The 17,626-nt window shown below is 71.6% G+C and carries 13 protein-coding genes; 5 read left to right on the forward strand and 8 right to left on the reverse strand.

Annotated elements, in window-relative coordinates; translation table 11 throughout:
* Window positions 1-117 precede the first annotated feature (117 nt).
* The gene (locus ACFY12_RS31025) at window positions 118-1,551 is read right to left on the reverse strand and encodes a Gfo/Idh/MocA family protein (RefSeq protein ID WP_390719260.1); all 1,434 of its coding nucleotides are present in this window, start codon (window positions 1,549-1,551) and stop codon (window positions 118-120) included.
* Window positions 1,552-1,896: 345 nt separating this feature from the next.
* On the opposite strand from ACFY12_RS31025, the gene ACFY12_RS31030 reads away from it, so the two are divergent.
* Window positions 1,897-3,267: an alpha-amylase family protein gene (locus ACFY12_RS31030; protein WP_390719261.1), complete on the forward strand. Its 1,371-nt coding sequence runs from the start codon at window positions 1,897-1,899 to the stop codon at window positions 3,265-3,267.
* A gap of 13 nt (window positions 3,268-3,280) precedes the next feature.
* Here ACFY12_RS31030 and ACFY12_RS31035 read toward each other — a convergent pair whose 3' ends face one another.
* Window positions 3,281-6,247, reverse strand: a complete 2,967-nt coding sequence (locus ACFY12_RS31035) for an FAD-binding and (Fe-S)-binding domain-containing protein (protein WP_390719262.1) — start codon at window positions 6,245-6,247, stop codon at window positions 3,281-3,283.
* Between the two features lie 367 nt (window positions 6,248-6,614).
* Between ACFY12_RS31035 and ACFY12_RS31040 the strand changes: the two genes are divergently transcribed.
* The gene (locus ACFY12_RS31040) at window positions 6,615-7,199 is read left to right on the forward strand and encodes an NUDIX hydrolase (RefSeq protein WP_390719263.1); all 585 of its coding nucleotides are present in this window, start codon (window positions 6,615-6,617) and stop codon (window positions 7,197-7,199) included.
* Here ACFY12_RS31040 and ACFY12_RS31045 read toward each other — a convergent pair.
* From ACFY12_RS31045 to ACFY12_RS31065, 5 genes are all read right to left on the reverse strand, one after another.
* On the reverse strand, window positions 7,093-7,830 hold the full coding sequence (locus ACFY12_RS31045; RefSeq protein WP_390719264.1) for a hypothetical protein: 738 nt from the start codon (window positions 7,828-7,830) through the stop codon (window positions 7,093-7,095). The two genes, ACFY12_RS31040 and ACFY12_RS31045, sit on opposite strands and share 107 nt — an antisense overlap.
* 63 nt (window positions 7,831-7,893) lie before the next feature.
* Complete coding sequence (locus ACFY12_RS31050) at window positions 7,894-9,285, reverse strand: hypothetical protein (protein WP_390719265.1); 1,392 nt, start codon at window positions 9,283-9,285, stop codon at window positions 7,894-7,896.
* A gap of 136 nt (window positions 9,286-9,421) precedes the next feature.
* Complete coding sequence (locus ACFY12_RS31055; RefSeq protein ID WP_390719266.1) at window positions 9,422-10,096, reverse strand: lactate utilization protein C; 675 nt, start codon at window positions 10,094-10,096, stop codon at window positions 9,422-9,424.
* Window positions 10,093-11,583 (reverse strand): lactate utilization protein B, encoded by a 1,491-nt coding sequence (locus ACFY12_RS31060; RefSeq protein ID WP_390719288.1) that lies wholly within the window; start codon window positions 11,581-11,583, stop codon window positions 10,093-10,095. The genes ACFY12_RS31055 and ACFY12_RS31060 overlap by 4 nt, the downstream gene beginning before the upstream one ends.
* A 17-nt stretch (window positions 11,584-11,600) precedes the next feature.
* On the reverse strand, window positions 11,601-12,425 hold the full coding sequence (locus ACFY12_RS31065; RefSeq protein ID WP_390719267.1) for a (Fe-S)-binding protein: 825 nt from the start codon (window positions 12,423-12,425) through the stop codon (window positions 11,601-11,603).
* A gap of 138 nt (window positions 12,426-12,563) precedes the next feature.
* Between ACFY12_RS31065 and ACFY12_RS31070 the strand changes: the two genes are divergently transcribed.
* The gene (locus ACFY12_RS31070; protein WP_390719268.1) at window positions 12,564-13,910 is read left to right on the forward strand and encodes an MFS transporter; all 1,347 of its coding nucleotides are present in this window, start codon (window positions 12,564-12,566) and stop codon (window positions 13,908-13,910) included.
* A gap of 419 nt (window positions 13,911-14,329) precedes the next feature.
* On the opposite strand, the gene ACFY12_RS31075 is transcribed toward ACFY12_RS31070, so the two are convergent.
* The gene (locus tag ACFY12_RS31075; RefSeq protein WP_390719269.1) at window positions 14,330-15,454 is read right to left on the reverse strand and encodes an NAD(P)-binding domain-containing protein; all 1,125 of its coding nucleotides are present in this window, start codon (window positions 15,452-15,454) and stop codon (window positions 14,330-14,332) included.
* 106 nt (window positions 15,455-15,560) lie between these two features.
* Between ACFY12_RS31075 and ACFY12_RS31080 the strand changes: the two genes are divergently transcribed.
* Entirely contained in the window at window positions 15,561-15,983 is a 423-nt protein-coding gene (locus tag ACFY12_RS31080; protein WP_390719270.1) for a YjbQ family protein, read from the forward strand.
* 84 nt (window positions 15,984-16,067) lie between these two features.
* Window positions 16,068-17,597 (forward strand): recombinase family protein, encoded by a 1,530-nt coding sequence (locus tag ACFY12_RS31085; RefSeq protein ID WP_390719271.1) that lies wholly within the window; start codon window positions 16,068-16,070, stop codon window positions 17,595-17,597.
* Window positions 17,598-17,626 lie beyond the last annotated feature (29 nt).

The following is a 17,626-nucleotide window of genomic DNA, read 5'->3' on the forward strand; positions in this document are numbered from 1 at the left end:
GGACGAGCGCCCCCGTATGCGGGCCCGGCGGGTATCACCACCGCCGGGCCCACGGCGACCGGCCCCGGGAGTCCGCCCCTGCGGAGGCCGGCCCGGGGTGTCCGGCCGCCCGGTTCCTCACTCCTCCGGCTTCTCCGAGTCCACCCCCGGCCGTGCCTGCTTCCACAGGCCACGGGTGAAGTCGGGTATCTCCTGCGGGGCGCCGTGCGCCTTGATCGAGCGGTCGCTCAGCGGTACCGGCGCCGTCCAGGTCGCGGCGTCATAGACGTCGAAGTCCGGTACCAGGCCCAGCCGCATGCACTGCATCAGCCGGAAGACCAGCATGTAGTCCATACCGTCATGGCCGCCGGGCGGGTTGGCGTGCTCCTTCCATAGCCAGTGGTCCCACTGCTCGTAGCTGCTGAAGTCGCCCCACTCGTCGTTGCTCTGGTCCGGTTCGAGGTAGATCCGCGCGGGGTAGTCCTCGAAGACGCCCTTGGTGCCGCCGAGGCTGTTGATACGGCTGTAGGGGTGCGGGGTGGAGACGTCGTGCTCCAGCCGGATCACCCGGCCCTTGGCAGTCTGTACGAGGCTGATGGTCCGGTCGCTCCCGATGTACGACTCCTTCCAGCTGGGGTCGTTCGGCGGCATATGGCCCTTGCGGTACGCGGCGAGGCCGAGTGCGGGGGTGCCGATGCTGGAGATCCGGATGGCGCGGTCGCCGCGATTGATGTCCATGTAGTTGGCGACCGGGCCGAAGCCGTGAGTGGGGTAGAGGTCGCCGCGCAGCCGGGTGTGCCACAGCCGGCGCCACGGCCCCTCGTAGTACGTGGGATCGAACATCAGGTTCCGCAGGTCGTGGAGGTACGCGCCGGCGCCGTGCAGCAGCTCACCGAACAGGCCCGCATGCGCCATCCGCAGCACCCGCATCTCGTTTCTGCCGTAACAGCAGTTCTCCACCTGCATGCAGTGTCTGCGGGTCCGTTCGGAGAGGTCGACCAGCTGCCACAGTTCCTCCAGGCGCAGCGCGACCGGGCACTCCACGCCGACGTGCTTGCCATGGAGCATCGCCGCCTTCGCCATCTCGAAGTGCAGGTCCCACGGCGTGGCCACGTAGACGAAGTCGAGGTCGCCGCGCTGGCAGAGGCGCTCGAAGTCGTGGTCGCCGTTGGTGTAGACGGCGGGCGCGGGTTGTCCGGCGTTGGTGACCTTCCTGGCGGCCCGTGCGGTCTTCTCCTTCACCGGGTCGCAGAGGGCGACGACCCGGACGCCCGGCACCGCGAGGAAGAGGTCGATCATGCTGCCGCCGCGGTTGCCCAGGCCGATGATCGCGACGCGCACGGTGGAGCGCCGTTCGAAGGGGACCCCGATCATGGTCTTCCCCTTGGCCGCAGGGGTGGTGGCGGCCGTCGCCGAGGGGCCGGTGGCCCGGGGCGCGGCCGCGGCGGCCGGACCGGCCGTCAGTCCGCCCAGCCCCAGTCCGGCGCCCGTCGCACCGGCGGTCCACAGGACCGAACGACGGCTGGGGCCCGTCTCGTTGTGGTGGTGGTTCTGCGGTTGTGCCTCGTTCATCGGTCCTCCAGAGGAGCGGTGGTGCGCCGGGGCAAACGTGAACCTCGGTCAGGACCTTGGCGGCCCGGGGCCGGAGACACAAGAGGGCCGAGGGGATTCCCGTGGCGGCGGACTTGGACTCTTCGCCCGCACCCTCAGGCCGATGCGCGGTGGGTGGGGGCGCGGGAGGGGACGAGGTCCCATCGGCGCCTTTCGCAAGTAGCTGAAAAGCCTTGCAAGGAGGGTTGACGTGTTCACGATGTTAACGGCAGGCTCCGGTACGGAATCCCCCACAGTGGCCTGGCGCGTGGCTGCTCTCGTGGGCGCGGTGCGGGACACCGCGCCCCATGCTGAAGGAGCCGCAAGATGCTGCAACGTTCCCGTCTGCTGGGCGGGGCGCTGGCCGGAGTGCTCGCCGCGGTCGGCCTCGCCACCGTCGCGCCGTGGCCCTCCCAGGCCACCCCACCGGGCCAGAAGACCGTCACCGCCACACTGTTCGAGCGCAAGTACGTGGAGGTCGCCGAGGCCTGCACCGAACAGCTGGGCCCGGCCGGCTACGGCTATGTCGAGGTCTCGCCCGCCTCCGAGCACGTCCAGGGCGCCCAGTGGTGGACCTCGTACCAGCCGGTCAGCTACAAGATCGCCGGACGGCTGGGCGACCGGGACGCGTTCGCCTCGATGGTCAGCGCCTGCCACGCCGCCGGTGTCAAGGTCATCGCCGACGCCGTCATCAACCACATGGCGGCCGGATCCGGTACCGGCACCGGCGGCACCTCGTACACCAAGTACAACTACCCGGGCCACTACCAGGACCAGGACTTCCACGCGTGCCGCAAGGACATCTCCGACTACGCCGACCGCGACAACGTCCAGAACTGTGAACTGGTGGGGCTCGCCGACCTCGACACCGGCAGCGACAACGTCCGCACCACTGTCGCCCGGTACCTGGACGACCTGCGCTCCTTGGGCGTCGACGGCTTCCGGATCGACGCCGCCAAGCACATGTCCGCCACCGACCTCGCCGCCGTCAAGGGCAAGATGCGCGACCCCGGCTACTGGGTGCAGGAGGTCATCCACGGTGCAGGAGAGGCGGTCCAGCCCGACGAGTACACCGGTATCGGTGATGTCGACGAGTTCCGCTACGGCAGCCACCTCAAGAGCGCCTTCCAGGGTGGCGGCCTCGCCCAGCTCAAGTCCGTCGCGGACGGCAAGCTCGCTGGCGACCGGGCCCGTACCTTCGTCGACAACTGGGACACCGAGCGCAATGGCTCGACGCTCTCCTACAAGGACGGCGCGGTCCACACCCTCGCCAACGTGTTCATGCTGGCCTCACCCTACGGCTCGCCGAACGTCTACTCCGGCTACGAGTGGTCCGACAAGGACGCCGGGCCGCCCAGCGGGAGCGGCGGCTGGACCGAGCAGCACGCGAAGCGGGAGATCACCGCGATGGTGGGCTTCCGGAACGCGGTGGGGCCGGCCGAGCTGACCGACTGGTGGGACAACGGCGGCAACGCCATCGCCTTCGCGCGGGCCGGCAAGGGCTTCGTCGCCCTCAACAACGGCGACGGCGAACTCAGCCGGACCTTCGCCACGTCGCTGCCGGCGGGGACGTACTGCAATGTCCTCGCCGCCGCCCCCGACAACTGCGCCGGCCACACGGTCACCGTCGAGGGCGACGGTCAGGCACGGATGACCGTCCCGGCGAGGAGCGCCGTGGCCCTGCACGTCGCACGCTGACCCGCCGGGCCCCTCATCCGCGGTGCGGACCATCGGGGGACGCGGGCCGGGTCGCCCACTCCAGCGCCAGGAGGGCCGAGCGGTAGCCCCGGCCCTCCGTAGCGTGGTCCATACCGATCTCGCACATCCGGTTCGCCGACAGATGGGCGTCGAAGGACCGCGCGGTGACCTCGGCGGCCTCCTTCGCGGTGGCCGACTCGGTCAGCTCCCTGTGCAGCATCCCGCGGTCCCCGGCGAAGGCACAGCAGCCGGCGTCGTCCGGGACGACCACCTCCCGCGCACAGGCCCCGGCCACCCGGCGCAGCTCCGCCTCGTCGCCCAAGTGCCGCATGGCGCACGTGGGGTGGAGCACCGCGGAGCCGAGGGTACGCAGCACCGTCAGACGCGGCAGCAGCTCCTCGGCGGCCCAGACGACGGAGTCGACGACGGTCAGCCCGGCGTGCAGCGTCCGGTGGTCCGGGCTCAGATACGGCACGACCTCGTGGGCGAGGCCCAGGGTGCAGGACGAGGCGTCCACCACCAGCGGCAGCCGGCCGCCGGCCGTCCAGCTCCAGGCCGCCTCGACGATCCGATGGGCCATCACCACCGCGCCGCGCCGGTAGCCCTTGGAGTGCCAGATGGCGGCGCAGCAGGTCCCGGTCACGTCCGGTGGGATCCACACCGGGCGGCCCGCGCGCTCCGCGAGGGCCACCACCGCCTCCGGCAGCGAGGGGCCCGGGTGCCCGGCCGGGCCGGCGAAGATCCGGTTCACACACGCCGGGTAGTAGACCGCGGACGCGTCCGCCCTCGCCGTCGCTGGCAGCCGGCGAGCCGCCGCCCCGGGGATCCGCGGCAGCCACTCCGGCACCAGGTCGGGGCGTACGGCCCGGCGGGCGGCACCGGTCAGCGCGGTCAGCGGCCGGTCGCCGATCCGGGCGCGGATCCGGTCGGCGGCGGCCACCGCCAGCCGGGCCGACCGCTCGACCGCCGCGAACCGCCGGGCGGCCCGCTCCGCCAGCCACTCCTCGCGGGCCGAGTGGCGCCGGTGCCGGAAGTCCTTCATCAGCGCGCCGGTGTCGATGCCCACCGGACAGTCCAGCCGGCAGGTCGAGTCCCCGGCGCAGGTGTCCACCGCGTCATAGCCGTACGCGTCCAGCAGCGCGGTGGTGACCGGGGAGCCGGGCGGCTGGCGGAGCATCTCACGGCGCAGCACGATCCGTTGGCGGGGGGTGGTGGTCAGGTCCCCGCTGGGGCAGGTCGGTTCGCAGAAGCCGCATTCGATGCAGGGGTCGGCGAGGGCCTCGACCCGGGGGATGCTCTTCAGGCCCCGCAGGTGCGCCCTCGGGTCGCGGTCGAGGAGGACGCGCGGGGCCAGCACACCGTGCGGGTCGATGAGCCCCTTGATGCGCCACATCAACTCCGTTGCCCGTGGCCCCCATTCGAGCTCCAGGAACGGCGCCATATTGCGGCCGGTGGCGTGTTCGGCCTTCAGTGAGCCGTCGAAGCGCTCGACGGTCAACCGGCAGAACGCGTCCATGAAGGCCGCGTAGCGTGCCACATCGTCCGGCTCCGCCGCGTCGAAGGCGAGCAGGAAGTGCAGATTGCCATGGGCGGCGTGCCCGGCGACCGCCGCGTCGAAACCGTGCCGGGACTGCAGCTCCAGCAGCGCCGTACAGGCCTCGGCCAGCCGGGCCGGTGGCACCGCGAAATCCTCGGTGATCAGCGTCGTACCGGACGGCCGGGAGCCGCCGACCGCCGTGACGAACGCCTTGCGGGCCTTCCAGTAGCCGCCGATCGCCGACGGGTCACGGGTGAAGGCATTGGTGACCGACGCCGCCGGCGCGACCAGCTCCAGCTCCGTCAGCACCCGCGCCGCGGCCCGCTCGTACGCCTCCCGGCCGGCCTCGTCGGGCGCCCGGAACTCCACCAGGAGCGCGGTGGTCTCCTTGGGCAGCGCCGCCCAGTCCGCCGGCACCCCGGGCACCCGCACCGACGCGCGCAGCGTGTTGCCGTCCATCAGCTCCACGGCCCGCGCGCCCGCCTCGGTGAACCGCGGTACGGCCGCCGCGGCGGCGCTCAGCGTCGGGAAGAACAGCAGCGCGCTGGAGGTGTACCGGTCCAGCGGCAGGGTGTCGAAGACGGTCTCGGCGAGGAAGCCGAGGGTGCCTTCGGAGCCGACCATCAGCCCACGGAGGATCCCGGCCGGTGTCGTGCCGTCGAGGAAGGCGTCCAGGCGGTAGCCGCTGGTGTTCTTGATCTCGTACTTGGCGCGGATCCTGGCCACCAGCTCAGGGTCCGCCTCGATCTCCGCCTTCAGCGCGAGCAGGCCTGCGCACAGCGCCGGTTCGGCACGGGCCAGCAGGGTGTCGGCGTCCGGATCGGCGGTGTCCACGATCGTGCCGGACGGCAGGACGACGGTGACCGAGGCCAGCGTCCGGTAGGAGTTGCGGGTGGTACCGGCCGTCATCCCCGAGGCGTTGTTGGCGACCACCCCGCCCAGCGTGCAGGCGAGGGCGCTGGCCGGGTCGGGCCCGAGCAGCCGGCCGTGGCGGGCGAGCACGGCGTTGGCGCGCAGCACGGTCGTGCCCGGGCGGATACGTGCCCGGGCGCCGTCCCCCAGCACCTCGATCCCGGTCCAGTGCCGGCGTACGTCGATGAGGATGTCCTCGCCCTGCGCCTGGCCGTTGAGGGAGGTCCCGGCAGCCCGGAACACCACCGTCCGGCCCTTGCCGCGGGCGTAGGAGAAGACCGCGGAGATGTCGTCGACGTCCTCGGCGACCACCACCACCTGCGGTACGAAGCGGTACGGGCTGGCGTCGGAGGCGTAGCGGACCAGGTCGGAGATCGTGTGCAGCACCTTGTCCGGGCCGAGCAGCGCGATCAGGTCGCCGCGCAGCGGCTCGGGGGTACCGGAGGCGCGGCGGCCGGGTACCCGGTCGTACGAGGGGTGGCCGCCGGCGGGGGGACGCAGGCGCTCGGGCTTCGGCTCCAGCAGGGGCATGGCACGGCACTCCTCGGCTCGATCGGACGTCAGGCCGCCGGCGGGTCACCCGGCCCGTCGGCCAGGTGGACAGCAGACCGCCGCCCCGGACCTTGTGCGGTCCGGCGGTCGGCGGAGCCAGGATCTCCTCCGCGGCGGCCGCGCGCCCTGCGCAACGCGCGCCGTCGGCCGATGCGTCGACGGCTCCGGCCGTAAGGCAACAGGAAGCATCAGGGTCGAACATCGTGCGCGCCCAGTACAAGCCCCCCTCGCACGCCACTTCACCGCATGTCGTCCCGCCGGCGCCGGTCCGCCGCGCAGGCATCGTCGGTACGGTGGCCCTCCGCCACGGGCCTGTCGCCCGTCCGTTCGGATTGCGAGATCTCCGATGAATCAGCCTGCAGCCCATAAATACCTGGCCGCGGCGGTAGTGGTGCACAACGGTCGTGTGCTGATCGTTCGCCGTAGCTACCGCGAGCGCTTCCTGCCCGGCACCTGGGGCGTGCCGTGCGGCAAACTGGAACCGGGGGAGTCCGCCGAGAGCGGCGCCCTGCGCGAGCTGAAGGAGGAGACCGGACTCCTCGGCGCCATCGTCGCGCACTCCGGGTCGTCCGCCTTCCTGAGTGACTATCAGGGCCGACGGGTCCACAACCATCAGCGGAACTTCCTCGTCCACCCGCTGACCTTCGACGTCGTACTGCCCAGCCCGGACCAGGCCCACCGCTGGGCCCGGCCGTCCGAGCTGGCCGGGGCCGGGGTGGACGCGTACAACCTCGAGGTGATCCGCCAGGCGCTCGGCGGCCGGTTCGACGCGGCCGGCCGGCACGTCCTGGCGGCCCGCATCGGCGGTCCCGGGCCGGTGCCGCTCAGTAGCCCAACGAGCATGCCAGCGCGTCGAGTTCGGCAAGATAGACGGCCGGTGGCAGCGGCACCTTGGGCTGCGGCCGGGCACGCCGGGACTCGCCACTTCTGAGCACCGTGCCGCCCGTAACGGCGCCGCCGTGCCGGACGTACACATCCGTCACCGAGCGCTGCGGCGCCGTCTCCAGGAACAGCGTGACCGTCGGCTCCTCACTCATCACCCGGTGCAGCGTACGGGCGTCCAGGCCATAGCTCTGCCCGGGCCCGTACCGCTCCGTACGCAGCAGCCGCAGCCGCGCGTCCCCGACCCGGCGCAGCCGCCAGGCCCCGCCCGGGCCGTCGATGGACTCCCGGTAAGCCGTCGCGGGCACCCCGTCCGCCGCGGGTTCGTAGCACTCCATCCGGACCCGGCCGCGCACCACGGCCGAGGCGATGGCACAGCGGTGGTTGTGGATGTCCTCGGGGGCCGGGCCCGTCCCGCCGTGCCAGAAATGCACCCGCAGCACGAAACAGGGCGCACCGGACAGCAGCACCAGCTTGTCGAAACCCAGCACATGGCGGTACGAGAGCCGGGTGCACTCCGGCAGGTCCAGATCACCGGCGGATAATCGCCGCACCAGCGGACCGAGCGCGTCCGGATGCGCCAGCCGGGCGATCGCCGCCCGCGCGGCCTCGGGCGACGGCGGACGCGGCCCGCCGCCCAGCCGTGCCACCAGCAGCCGCCGGGCTTCCTCGACCTGCATCTCCGCCTCCTGTTCCCGGTGCCGCCGACCGCCGGCGGCACCGCGCAGCCGAACCCGCCGATGTCAGGGCCGGTGGACCAGCAGTGCGTACCGCCGCAGCACCGACAGGCCCTGATACGCCATCCACACCGGGTGGCCCATGGGCCCGTCCTCCCACCGCCACACCCCGCCCCGCTGCATGCTCCGCACCCGCGCCACCGCGGTGGCCAGGTACCCCTCCCAGGCTTCCGGACCCACTTCCTCCGCCGCTGTCCGCCGCGCCCCGTCCGTCATCAGCGCCCGGGCCACCCACGCGGCGGAGAAGTGCCGCACCGACAGCAGCTCCTGATGCAGCGGATCCTCCTGGTCCGGCCGGCGGACCTCCTCCTGGCAGTTGTCCAGGTCGGGCATCGCACCGCCCGCCACCGCACCCGCCAGCAGCCAGCGCAGCCCTTCCTCGCGCACCGCGCACTGCCGGGCGTCCTCACCCAGCACCCGCGCGGCCCGGTCCAGCGCCACCACCGCCCGCGCGGTGTGCGCCGCCGAGGGCGCCGGGTTGCCGTGCCCCGTGGCCAGCGCCGCGCCCCAGCAGCGATGGCCGCCCCGCGCCGGGTCGGCGGTGGCACCGTTGACCAGCACCTCGCGCAGCCCGCCCAGCGAGCGGGAGCCGGGCGCCGCCCGCAGCAGCCCGCGCAGCACATTCGTCACGACATACGTATTGGCCAGCCCCGGCGCATCGTGGTCCGGGTCCAACAACGCCTCGCAGGAGTGTATTTCGGCCTCCAGCAGCCGTGGATCGGCGCCAGCCCGTGCCAGCGCGCCCAGCACGATCGCGGTCACCTCCGGGCGCGCCCCGCTGCCCTGCGAGCGGGCCGCCCACCCGCCACCGGGAAGCCGCAGCCGCCACAGCGTCTCGGCCACCTCACCGGCCCGTATCCGGCCGTCGTACGGGGCGATGTCGAGCAGGAGGTGCAGCCCGTACGCCGTGCCGAAAGCCGTCGGGTGCACCGGGGGACCGCTCTCCGCGAGGGAGTGTGGCCAGCCGGTCAACGGCCCCCGACCGGGCACCTCGATCACCGAAACGCCCCGCTGCAGCGCCTCGTACGTCCCGTCCATCAGCTCGGGCAGCCACCCGGCCGGCGCGGGCGCGGGCCCGGGCGGTGGCACCTCCACGGCTGCCGCGGCGCGGGCGCGCAGCAGCGCCGCCGACAGCCACACCACGGCGCCGACCCCGAAGCCCGCCGCCGCCGCTACGCAGTACCGCGCCACCTCGCCCGTGAGATTCGGCGGCAGGACCCCCAACAGCGCCTCGAACACCGCGAATGCGGTGGCCACCACGCCCAGCCGCCCCAGCCACGTCAGCAGCCGGGACGGAACGGAGGCCCACGCGGCGGCGGACGCCGGCCGCTCCGGATCCGGCACGGGCACGCCGTGGTCCGCGCCGGAAGGCTGTGGTGGTACGTCCTGCCGCAGCATGGTCTGCTCCCTCCCCCCGGGCGCACGTCCCCGCACCGCGTGTGCGAAGATATCCCGATCAGTGTAGAAATCCCCACTGACAACGGGGTCGCACACCTGTTGGAGCACCCGTCCCGCCGCGGCTTCCCGCGAGGACTCAGTCCGGCTCCTCGGGCCCGGTCAGCAGAATCACCTCCAGCGTCCGCGGCCCGTGCACCCCCTCCACCCGGGAGAGCTCGATATCACTGGTCGCGGACGGACCGGACACCCAGGTCAGCGGGCGCTCCGGCGCCAGCCGTGCCAGCGCCTGTGGCACCGAGCCGACGACCTGGCCGGCAACCCGTACCACACAGATGTGATGGTCCGGCACCAGCGTGATCCGGCGCCTGCCCTGGCCGGGGCCAGCATCCAGGACCAGGGTGCCGGTCTCCGCGATGGCCACCGCACAGCCCGTCACCACACTGTCCACGGCGTCGAGTTCGGCCGCCGTCATCGATCCCCGGTCCTCGACCCGGGTGATACCGGAGCCGGCCGACAACGCCACCCCCAGCCAGGACGGCTCCAGTCCCGCCGGCACCACCACCGACCGCGCCCCGCGGGCCACCAGCAGCCGCCCGATCAGCGCCGGCAGCCCCGCGGCGTCGCTGCGGTGCACCAGCGCCCGGTAGTCCGCGAGGTTCTCCGCGAGCAGCTCGACGGTCTCCGCCGTCGTACGGGAGCCGTGCACCCGCCGGTAGTCCCTCACCACCGCCGGATCGTCCCGCTCCGTCCCGCGCGGCACATCCGCCAGCGCCCGGCGCACCCGCGCCAGCACCACATCCCGGCTGCTCATGTGACCTCCCCTTCGGTCCCGCCGCGCCGCCCGGACGTCTCGGACGACGTCCCGCGGGTGCGCTGCCACCAGTCACGGAACGATTCGGCCGGTACCGCCGGCAGATCGCGGGTCCTCGACCACGCGCGGCCCGGACCCGGCAGCCGCCGCGGGTGGAACCGCCGGGTCCGAGCCGCCAGGCGCATCCCGCGCCGCAGCCCGCCCGGGTGGTCGAACGCCCAGGTCGCAGCGCGCATCGCGGCCCGCTCCGCGGCATGCCCGCCGGCCGGTCTGAGGACCGTACGGGTGCCGCGCACCGTGACCGGCCCGCCCTCCGCCACCCGCTCCCGCAGGTGCACCAGCACCTCGGGGATGTCGATGGCGACCGGACACACCTCGTAGCAGGCCCCGCAGAGCGACGAGGCATAGGGCAGTGAAGCCTCCAGCTCCCCCTGAACGCCCCTCAGTTGGGGCGTGAGGATGGCACCGATCGGGCCGGGGTAGGGCGACCCGTAGGCATGCCCGCCGGCCCGCTCGTACACCGGGCACACGTTCAGACAGGCCGAGCAGCGGATACAGCGCAGCGCCTGCCGCCCGACGGAGTCGGCGAGGGCATCGGTCCGCCCGTTGTCCAGCAGGACGAGGTGGAAGGTCCGCGGCCCGTCGCCGTCCGTGGTGCCCGTCCAGGTGGAGGTGTACGGGTTCATCCGCTCGGCTGTCGAGGAGCGCGGCAGCAACTGGAGGAAGATCTCCAGGTCCTGCCAGGTGGGCACCACCTTCTCGATCCCGACCACCGAGATCAGCGTCTCGGGCAGGGTCAGACACATACGCCCGTTGCCCTCGGATTCCACCACCACCAGGGTGCCGGTCTCGGCGACCATGAAGTTGGCACCGGAGATCCCCACCTTCGCGGACAGGAACTTCTCCCGCAGATGCAGCCGGGCCGCCTCGGCCAGCTCGGCGGGGGAGTCGGAGAGTTCCTCCGGCGCCGGACGGCCCCAACGCCCCATCTCCCGGCGGAAGATGTCCCGGATCTCGGAGCGGTTGCGGTGGATCGCCGGGACCAGGATGTGCGACGGCAGATCGCCCCCGAGCTGCACGATCAGCTCCGCCAGGTCCGTCTCGTACGCCCGGATGCCGGCCCGGGCCAGCGCGTCGTTGAGCCCGGTCTCCTGCGTCGCCATCGACTTGACCTTGACGACCTCGCGCTCACCGGTCTCCGCCACCAGCGCGGTGACGATCCGGTTGGCCTCCCCGGCGTCCGCCGCCCAGTGGACCCGCCCGCCCGCCGCGGTGACCGCTGCCTCCAGCTGCTCCAGATAGTGATCCAGACGGCGCAGGGTACGGTCCTTCACCGCGGCCCCGGCGGCCCGCAGCTGCGCCCAGTCGTCCAGTTCGGCCACCGCCCTGGCCCGCTTGTCGCGGATGGCGCGGGTGGCATGGGCGAGGTTGGCGCGCAGCCGGGCATCACGGGTGGAGACCGCCGCGGCCCGGGGAAACGCCGGCATGCCCACATAGGTGCCGCTCACCGCCCGCTCCCTTCCCTATTCCCATCGGCTTCCCTATCCCTACCGGCTTCCGTACCGGTTTGCGTACCGGCTGCCGTACTGGCTTCCGTACTGGCCAGGATCTCGGCGATATGGACGGGGCGGACCCTCGACCCCTGCCGGGCGAGAGTGCCGCCGATGTGCAGCAGACAGGAGTTGTCGACGGTGCAGACCGCCTCCGCGCCGGTCGAGACCACCTGCCGGACCTTGTCGGCCCCCATCGCCGCCGACACCGCCGGGTTCTTCACCGCGAACGTACCGCCGAACCCGCAGCACTCCTCGGCGCCCGGCAGCTCTCGCAGCTCCAGCCCCCTGACCTTCGCCAGCAGCCGCCGCGGCCGTTCGCCCAGGCCCAGCATGCGCAACCCGTGACAGGTGGGGTGGTATGTGACGGTGTGCGGGTAGAAGGCACCGACGTCCTCCACCTTCAGCACGTCCACCAGGAACTCGGTCAGCTCGTACGTCTTCGGCACCGCCAGCGCCGCCGCGTCGGCGAGCTCCCGGCCGCGCCCCTCGGCAGCCGCCTTCGCCCCGATCCGCGGGTAGTTGTCACGCACCATCGCCGCGCACGAACCGGACGGAGTCACCACATACTCGTAATCCCGGAACACCCGGTCGAAGCGGCGCACCAGCGGTTCGGTCGCATGCCGGTAGCCGGTGTTGAACTGCGGCTGGCCACAACAGCTCTGCTCGGCCGGGAATTCGACCGTCACCCCCAGTCGTTCCAGCAGCGTGACCACCGCCTGTCCCGTCCGGGGATGGAGCAGATCGTTGATACAGGTGACGAACAGCGCTACACGCACGTTGCCATCTCCTTGCCATCTCTTTTCGGCTGCCCCGGCCCCCTGGCGGCCGGCCGCCTCCGCGGTACATGATCACCTGTCAGCTCATCCTGCCCCAGCAGCAGGCACAGGAGAAGAACCAGGAACCGAGGACGGACCATGCCGAGCACCGGATTCATAGCCGAGGACCGGGCGCCCGACGGTGCCCGTCCGCCGACACGGACGCGGCAGCTGGCCGCCGCCTCCATCGGCAACGCCGTCGAGTGGTACGACTGGTACGCGTACTCCTTCCTCGCGGTCTACTTCGCCGAGCAGGTCTTCCCCAACGACACCGGCAATTCTCTGGTGCCGCTGCTGTCGACCTTCGCCGTCTTCGCGGTCGGCTTCTTCATGCGGCCGGTCGGCGGACTGCTGATGGGCGCGGTCGCCGACCGGCGCGGGAGGCGCGCCGCGCTGACCCTCACCATCCTGTTGATGGGCGCCGGCAGTCTGCTCGTCGCCCTCACCCCCACCTACGCGGCCACCGGCGTGCTGGCACCTCTGGTGCTGGTCGTGGCCCGCCTGGTGCAGGGCCTGTCGGTGGGCGGGGAGTTCGCCGCCTCCACGACCTTCCTCGTCGAGTCGGCCGGGCCGGGCCGGCGCGGGCTGTTCGCCAGCTTCCAGTACGTCTCCACGACCATCGGCCAGCTGCTCTCCTCCGGAACCGCGGCGCTGCTCGCCGCGCTGCTCACCGAACGGCAGATGGGCCAGTGGGGCTGGCGGGTGCCGTTCCTCATCGGCGCGCTGCTGAGCCTGCTCGGCCTCTGGATCCGGCGCGGCGCACGGGAGACCCTTCCCCAAGCTCTCCGCTCCTCCTCCGATTCCTCCGATTCCTCCGACGCCGGTCAGCGGGCGGCGGACCGCCCCGGCCTGTTCGAGGCGCTGCGCCGGCACCCTCGTCAGTCGCTGCTGATCTGCGGCATCACCGCCGGCGGCACCCTCGCCTACTACACCTGGACGACCTACCTCCCCACCTACGCCCAGGTCAACGCGGGCTTCGACAAGGGCGACGCACTCACCGTCGGAACCCTCTCCCTCGCCTTCTTCGCCCTGCTGCAGCCACTGGGCGGCCTGCTCTCGGACCGCATCGGCCGCAAACCGCTCCTGCTCGGCTTCTCCCTGGGCTTCGCGGTCCTCGCGGTACCGCTGCTGCACCTGGTCACCGACGCCTTCCTCTCCCTGCTCCTGGTCCAGTGCGCGGGCATGGTGCTGCTCACCGGATACACCGCGATCGCGGCGGCCGTGAACGCGGAGGTGTTCCCCGCCCGGGTCCGCGCCGCCGGCATCGGCTTCCCGTACTCGCTCACCGTCGCTCTCTTCGGCGGCACCGCCCCGTACATCGGCACCTGGTTCCAGCAGGCCGGGCACGCCGGACTCTTCCCCTGGTACGTGGCCGCACTCTGCCTCGTCTCGTTCCTCGTCTACCTGACCCTGCCGGAGACCGCCCACCAGCAGCTCGACCGCTAGCGGACGCGTACCTGGGGCGGCTGCTGCGTCCGCCGTCCCCCCCCGGACATGCGAAGCGCCGCCCCTCCCGGGACAGGGAGAGGCGGCGCCGCAGTGCGTGGTGCGTCAGACGAGCCAGCCCACGAAGTGGACGACGCAGGCAAGCAGGTCGGTGACGACGTTCATGTAGTTCTTCTCCTTGTGCAAGTGCGTGGTGTGGGACAACCACGAGTCATGGGATCAACTCTCCGGCCCAGCAAGGGAGTCGGCCGGAGGCGCATTGACGGTCTGCAGCCCGTCGCTCGCGCCCCGTAAGCATCACCCACCCGGCGGCGCCCCGTGAACCCCTCCCGCCCTCGATCACACTTTCCAACGAACACTCGCTCTGGCGTTCGTTTGTTCGCTCCTGCGTTACGTGCAAAGCATCCGCATCTGCCCCATCACGGCCCAGTCGCCGAAGCCCTCGCCCCCGCCGCCACCGGACTCCGCTCCGACAGCCACCGCCGGAGCTCCCGCACCGCGGCCCGCCCGGCCCGGTTGGCGCCGATGGTGCTCGCCGACGGCCCGTACCCCACGAGATGGATACGCGGGTCGCGCAGCACGCGGGTGCCGTCCATCCGGATTCCACCGCCCGGCTCGCGCAGCCTCAGCGGGGCGAGATGGTCGATGGCGGCCCGGAAGCCCGTCGCGTACAGGAACACATCGGCGTCGACCGCGTGCCCGTCGGCCCAGATCGCGCCGGCCGGTGTGATCCGCTCGAAGAGCGGCAGCCGCTCCAGTACGCCGTCCTCGCGGGCCCGCCGGATCGCCTCGGTCATCGGCAGCCCGGTGACGCTCACCACGCTCCGCGGCGGCAGCCCCCGCCGCACCCGCTCCTCGACGAGGGCGACGGCGGCCCGGCCCTCCTCCTCGCCGAACGGGCCCGCACGGAAGACCGGCGGCCGACGCGTCACCCAGGTCGTGTCCGCCGCCACCGGCCCGATCTCCAGCAACTGCTGAACGGCCGAGGTCCCGCCGCCCACCACCACGACCCGCGCACCCCGGAACTCCTCCGGCCCGCGGTACCGCGCACTGTGCAGCTGCCGCCCGCCGAATGTCTCCTGCCCCGGGAACCGCGGCCAGAACGGCCGCTCCCAGGTCCCCGTCGCATTGATCACCGCCCGCGCCGCATAGTCCCCCTCCGACGTCTCGACCCTCAGCCGCCCGCCGCGTCCCTCTTCCGCACTCTCCCGGACCGCCGACACGCTCACCGGTCGGTGCACCCGCAGCCCGAAGGTCCGCTCGTAACGGTCGAAGTACGCTCCGATCACCTCGGACGAGGGGCGCCGCGGATCGGCCCCGGTCAGCTCCATCCCGGGCAGCGCGTGCATCCCGTGCACCGCCTCGTACGTCAGCGTCGGCCACCGGAACTGCCAGGCGCCACCGGGCCGCGGGGAGTGATCCAGCACCACGAAATCCCGGTCCGGCACATAGCCCACCCGCCGCAGGTGGAACGCGGCGGCCAGCCCCGCCTGCCCGGCCCCGATCACCACGACCTCGACCTCACGCACCCCGAAGTAGTTCACGCTTCTACCAACAACCGCCCGACACGATCTCTTCCCGACCCGCCCGCCCAGACGCCTGGCCGTCCGCACACAGGGACTGACCGGCCTTCTCTGAGAACATCAACCCATGGCTGCAAGCTTCACGACACGAGAGATCGACATCCGGACCGGTTCACGCGAGACCGTCTACGACCTGACCCGGGAGTGCAAGACCTTCCTACGAGACGTCGCCCAGGGCCGGGACGGATTGCTGAATGTCTTTGCCCCGCACGCCACCATGGGGGTCGCGCTACTGGAGACCGGCGCAGGCAGCGACGACGATCTGCTGTCCGCCCTCCACGATCTCCTCCCGGCGGACGACCGATGGCGCCACAAGCACGGAAGCCCCGGCCATGGCCGTGACCACGTACTCCCCGCCCTCGTGCCCCCACACGCCACATTGCCCGTAGTCGACGGAGAACTCGCCCTGGGCACCTGGCAGTCCGTCTGCCTCGTGGACACCAACATCTCTAATGTCAACCGTAAGGTTCGACTGAGCTTCCTGGGCTGACCAAGATCGTCCTGGGGGTGGCCGCGAAATCTCCGTACCCTGCGTGCGCGAAACGGAGAAATCTTGCGCGGTACGGACCTGAACATGATCGAACGCCCCTACGACGGATGCGGAAAGTGCCTGCTCGGCGTGCGGCGGCTGTCCCGTATGAAGCTGGCCACGTCATCCCCGGAGCGTCAACGGGAGGACGTTCTGACGGCCGCCGCGTCTGTCGGGGGCCACATCATCGGCTGGGCCGACGACTGGGAGGTATCAGGAGCCACCGACCCGATGACCCGGCCCAAGCTCGGCCCGTGGCTCCGCGACGAGAAAGGGCCGTATGACGGCCTTGTCGCCGCAGCCGTGGACCGGCTCGGCCGCAACGTCGTCGACTGCCTGAACACGGGCTACAAGATGCGCGACGAGGGAAAGCTGCTCGTCACGTATGGCCACGACGGCCCCTGGGATCTGGACGACGCCACTGACGAGAACCGCTTCACCATGGAGGCGTGGGGCGCGCAGATGGAGCTGCGCGCCATCCAGCGCCGGAACCGCAACGCCACCATCAAGACGCGTGCTGCCGGACGCCCGAAGGGGAAGCCCTCGTACGGTTTCCGTTACGTCCGTGTGGTGATGGGCGGAAAGATCGACCACGTCGAGCTGCACCCGCATGCTTCCACGGTGATCAGGCTCGTCGCCCGCCGCATCCTTGCCGATCCCGAGCGCAACACGCCGAGCAGCGAAGCGGCTCGCCTGAACCGCGCAGGTGAATTGGCGCCCGTCGACCACTTGGCCGTCATGTACGGGAAGCGGTCGCGCGGTCGGCCGTGGCATCCGACGAGCCTGCGGAACATACTCCTCTCCGAGGCGGCCTTGGGCTACCTGATGCACAACGGCAAGCCCGTCATCGACCAGGAAGGCAACCCGGTACGGCTCTGCGAGGGCCTGTGGGACCGGGCGACCCACGAGGCATTGAAGAAGGTTCTCACCGCCCGGACGACCCCGTGGAAGGGTCGCCGTACCAACCGCAACTACTTGCTCACAGAGGTGGCGCTGTGCGGGCAGTGTCACCACAGGGTATATACACAGACCCAGAACTCTCCCGCTGTGCCACCGCGCTATGCGTGCACCGCCCGGAACAAGGGATGGCTGAGCGCGAAGGACTGCCGTCCCGCGCCGCTCATCCGCACTCATTTCCTTGATGAGCACGTTGAGGAATGGTTTCTGCAGAAGTTCGGTGACGGAGCGATCTTCGAGACCGTCTACGACCCCGGTAACAGGGTGGCAGAACGCATCGCTGAAGTGCAGGCCACCAGGGAGCGGCTCCGGGCCGACCGCGAGGCCGGCCTGTACGACGCTGCTGATGACGCAGAGTGGTTTCGGGAGCGATACGCCGCCCTGGGGCGTGAACTAGCGGCGCTGGAGGCCGAGCCGGTGCGTCCGCCAGGGATGGTCCAGCGACCGACGGGGGAGACCGTTGCGGACCGCTGGGACAAGGCGCTCGATGTCCAGGCCCGTAAGGAGATCCTCCTGGACTTCGGGGTGAGGGTCACCCTCTTCCCGGCCGGAGCGCCGGTCCGTTGCGTGGTTGGTGTCATGCAAGGGCCGGAGCGGAATCCTTCCGGAATCAGGTAGGTAGAGGCGCTACACGAATTTCCCGGCTT

The sequence above is a fragment of the Streptomyces sp. NPDC001339 genome (genome assembly GCF_042895955.1).
GTDB lineage: Bacteria > Actinomycetota > Actinomycetes > Streptomycetales > Streptomycetaceae > Streptomyces.

Bases quoted from the DNA above. Each gene is read 5' to 3' on its own strand.
- ACFY12_RS31025 (WP_390719260.1), bottom strand. From the start codon at position 1,551: ATGAACGAGGCACAACCGCAGAACCACCACCACAACGAGACGGGCCCC.
- ACFY12_RS31030 (WP_390719261.1), top strand. From the start codon at position 1,897: ATGCTGCAACGTTCCCGTCTGCTGGGCGGGGCGCTGGCCGGAGTGCTC.
- ACFY12_RS31035 (WP_390719262.1), bottom strand. From the start codon at position 6,247: ATGCCCCTGCTGGAGCCGAAGCCCGAGCGCCTGCGTCCCCCCGCCGGC.
- ACFY12_RS31040 (WP_390719263.1), top strand. From the start codon at position 6,615: ATGAATCAGCCTGCAGCCCATAAATACCTGGCCGCGGCGGTAGTGGTG.
- ACFY12_RS31045 (WP_390719264.1), bottom strand. From the start codon at position 7,830: ATGCAGGTCGAGGAAGCCCGGCGGCTGCTGGTGGCACGGCTGGGCGGC.
- ACFY12_RS31050 (WP_390719265.1), bottom strand. From the start codon at position 9,285: ATGCTGCGGCAGGACGTACCACCACAGCCTTCCGGCGCGGACCACGGC.
- ACFY12_RS31055 (WP_390719266.1), bottom strand. From the start codon at position 10,096: ATGAGCAGCCGGGATGTGGTGCTGGCGCGGGTGCGCCGGGCGCTGGCG.
- ACFY12_RS31060 (WP_390719288.1), bottom strand. From the start codon at position 11,583: ATGCCGGCGTTTCCCCGGGCCGCGGCGGTCTCCACCCGTGATGCCCGG.
- ACFY12_RS31070 (WP_390719268.1), top strand. From the start codon at position 12,564: ATGCCGAGCACCGGATTCATAGCCGAGGACCGGGCGCCCGACGGTGCC.
- ACFY12_RS31080 (WP_390719270.1), top strand. From the start codon at position 15,561: ATGGCTGCAAGCTTCACGACACGAGAGATCGACATCCGGACCGGTTCA.
- ACFY12_RS31085 (WP_390719271.1), top strand. From the start codon at position 16,068: ATGATCGAACGCCCCTACGACGGATGCGGAAAGTGCCTGCTCGGCGTG.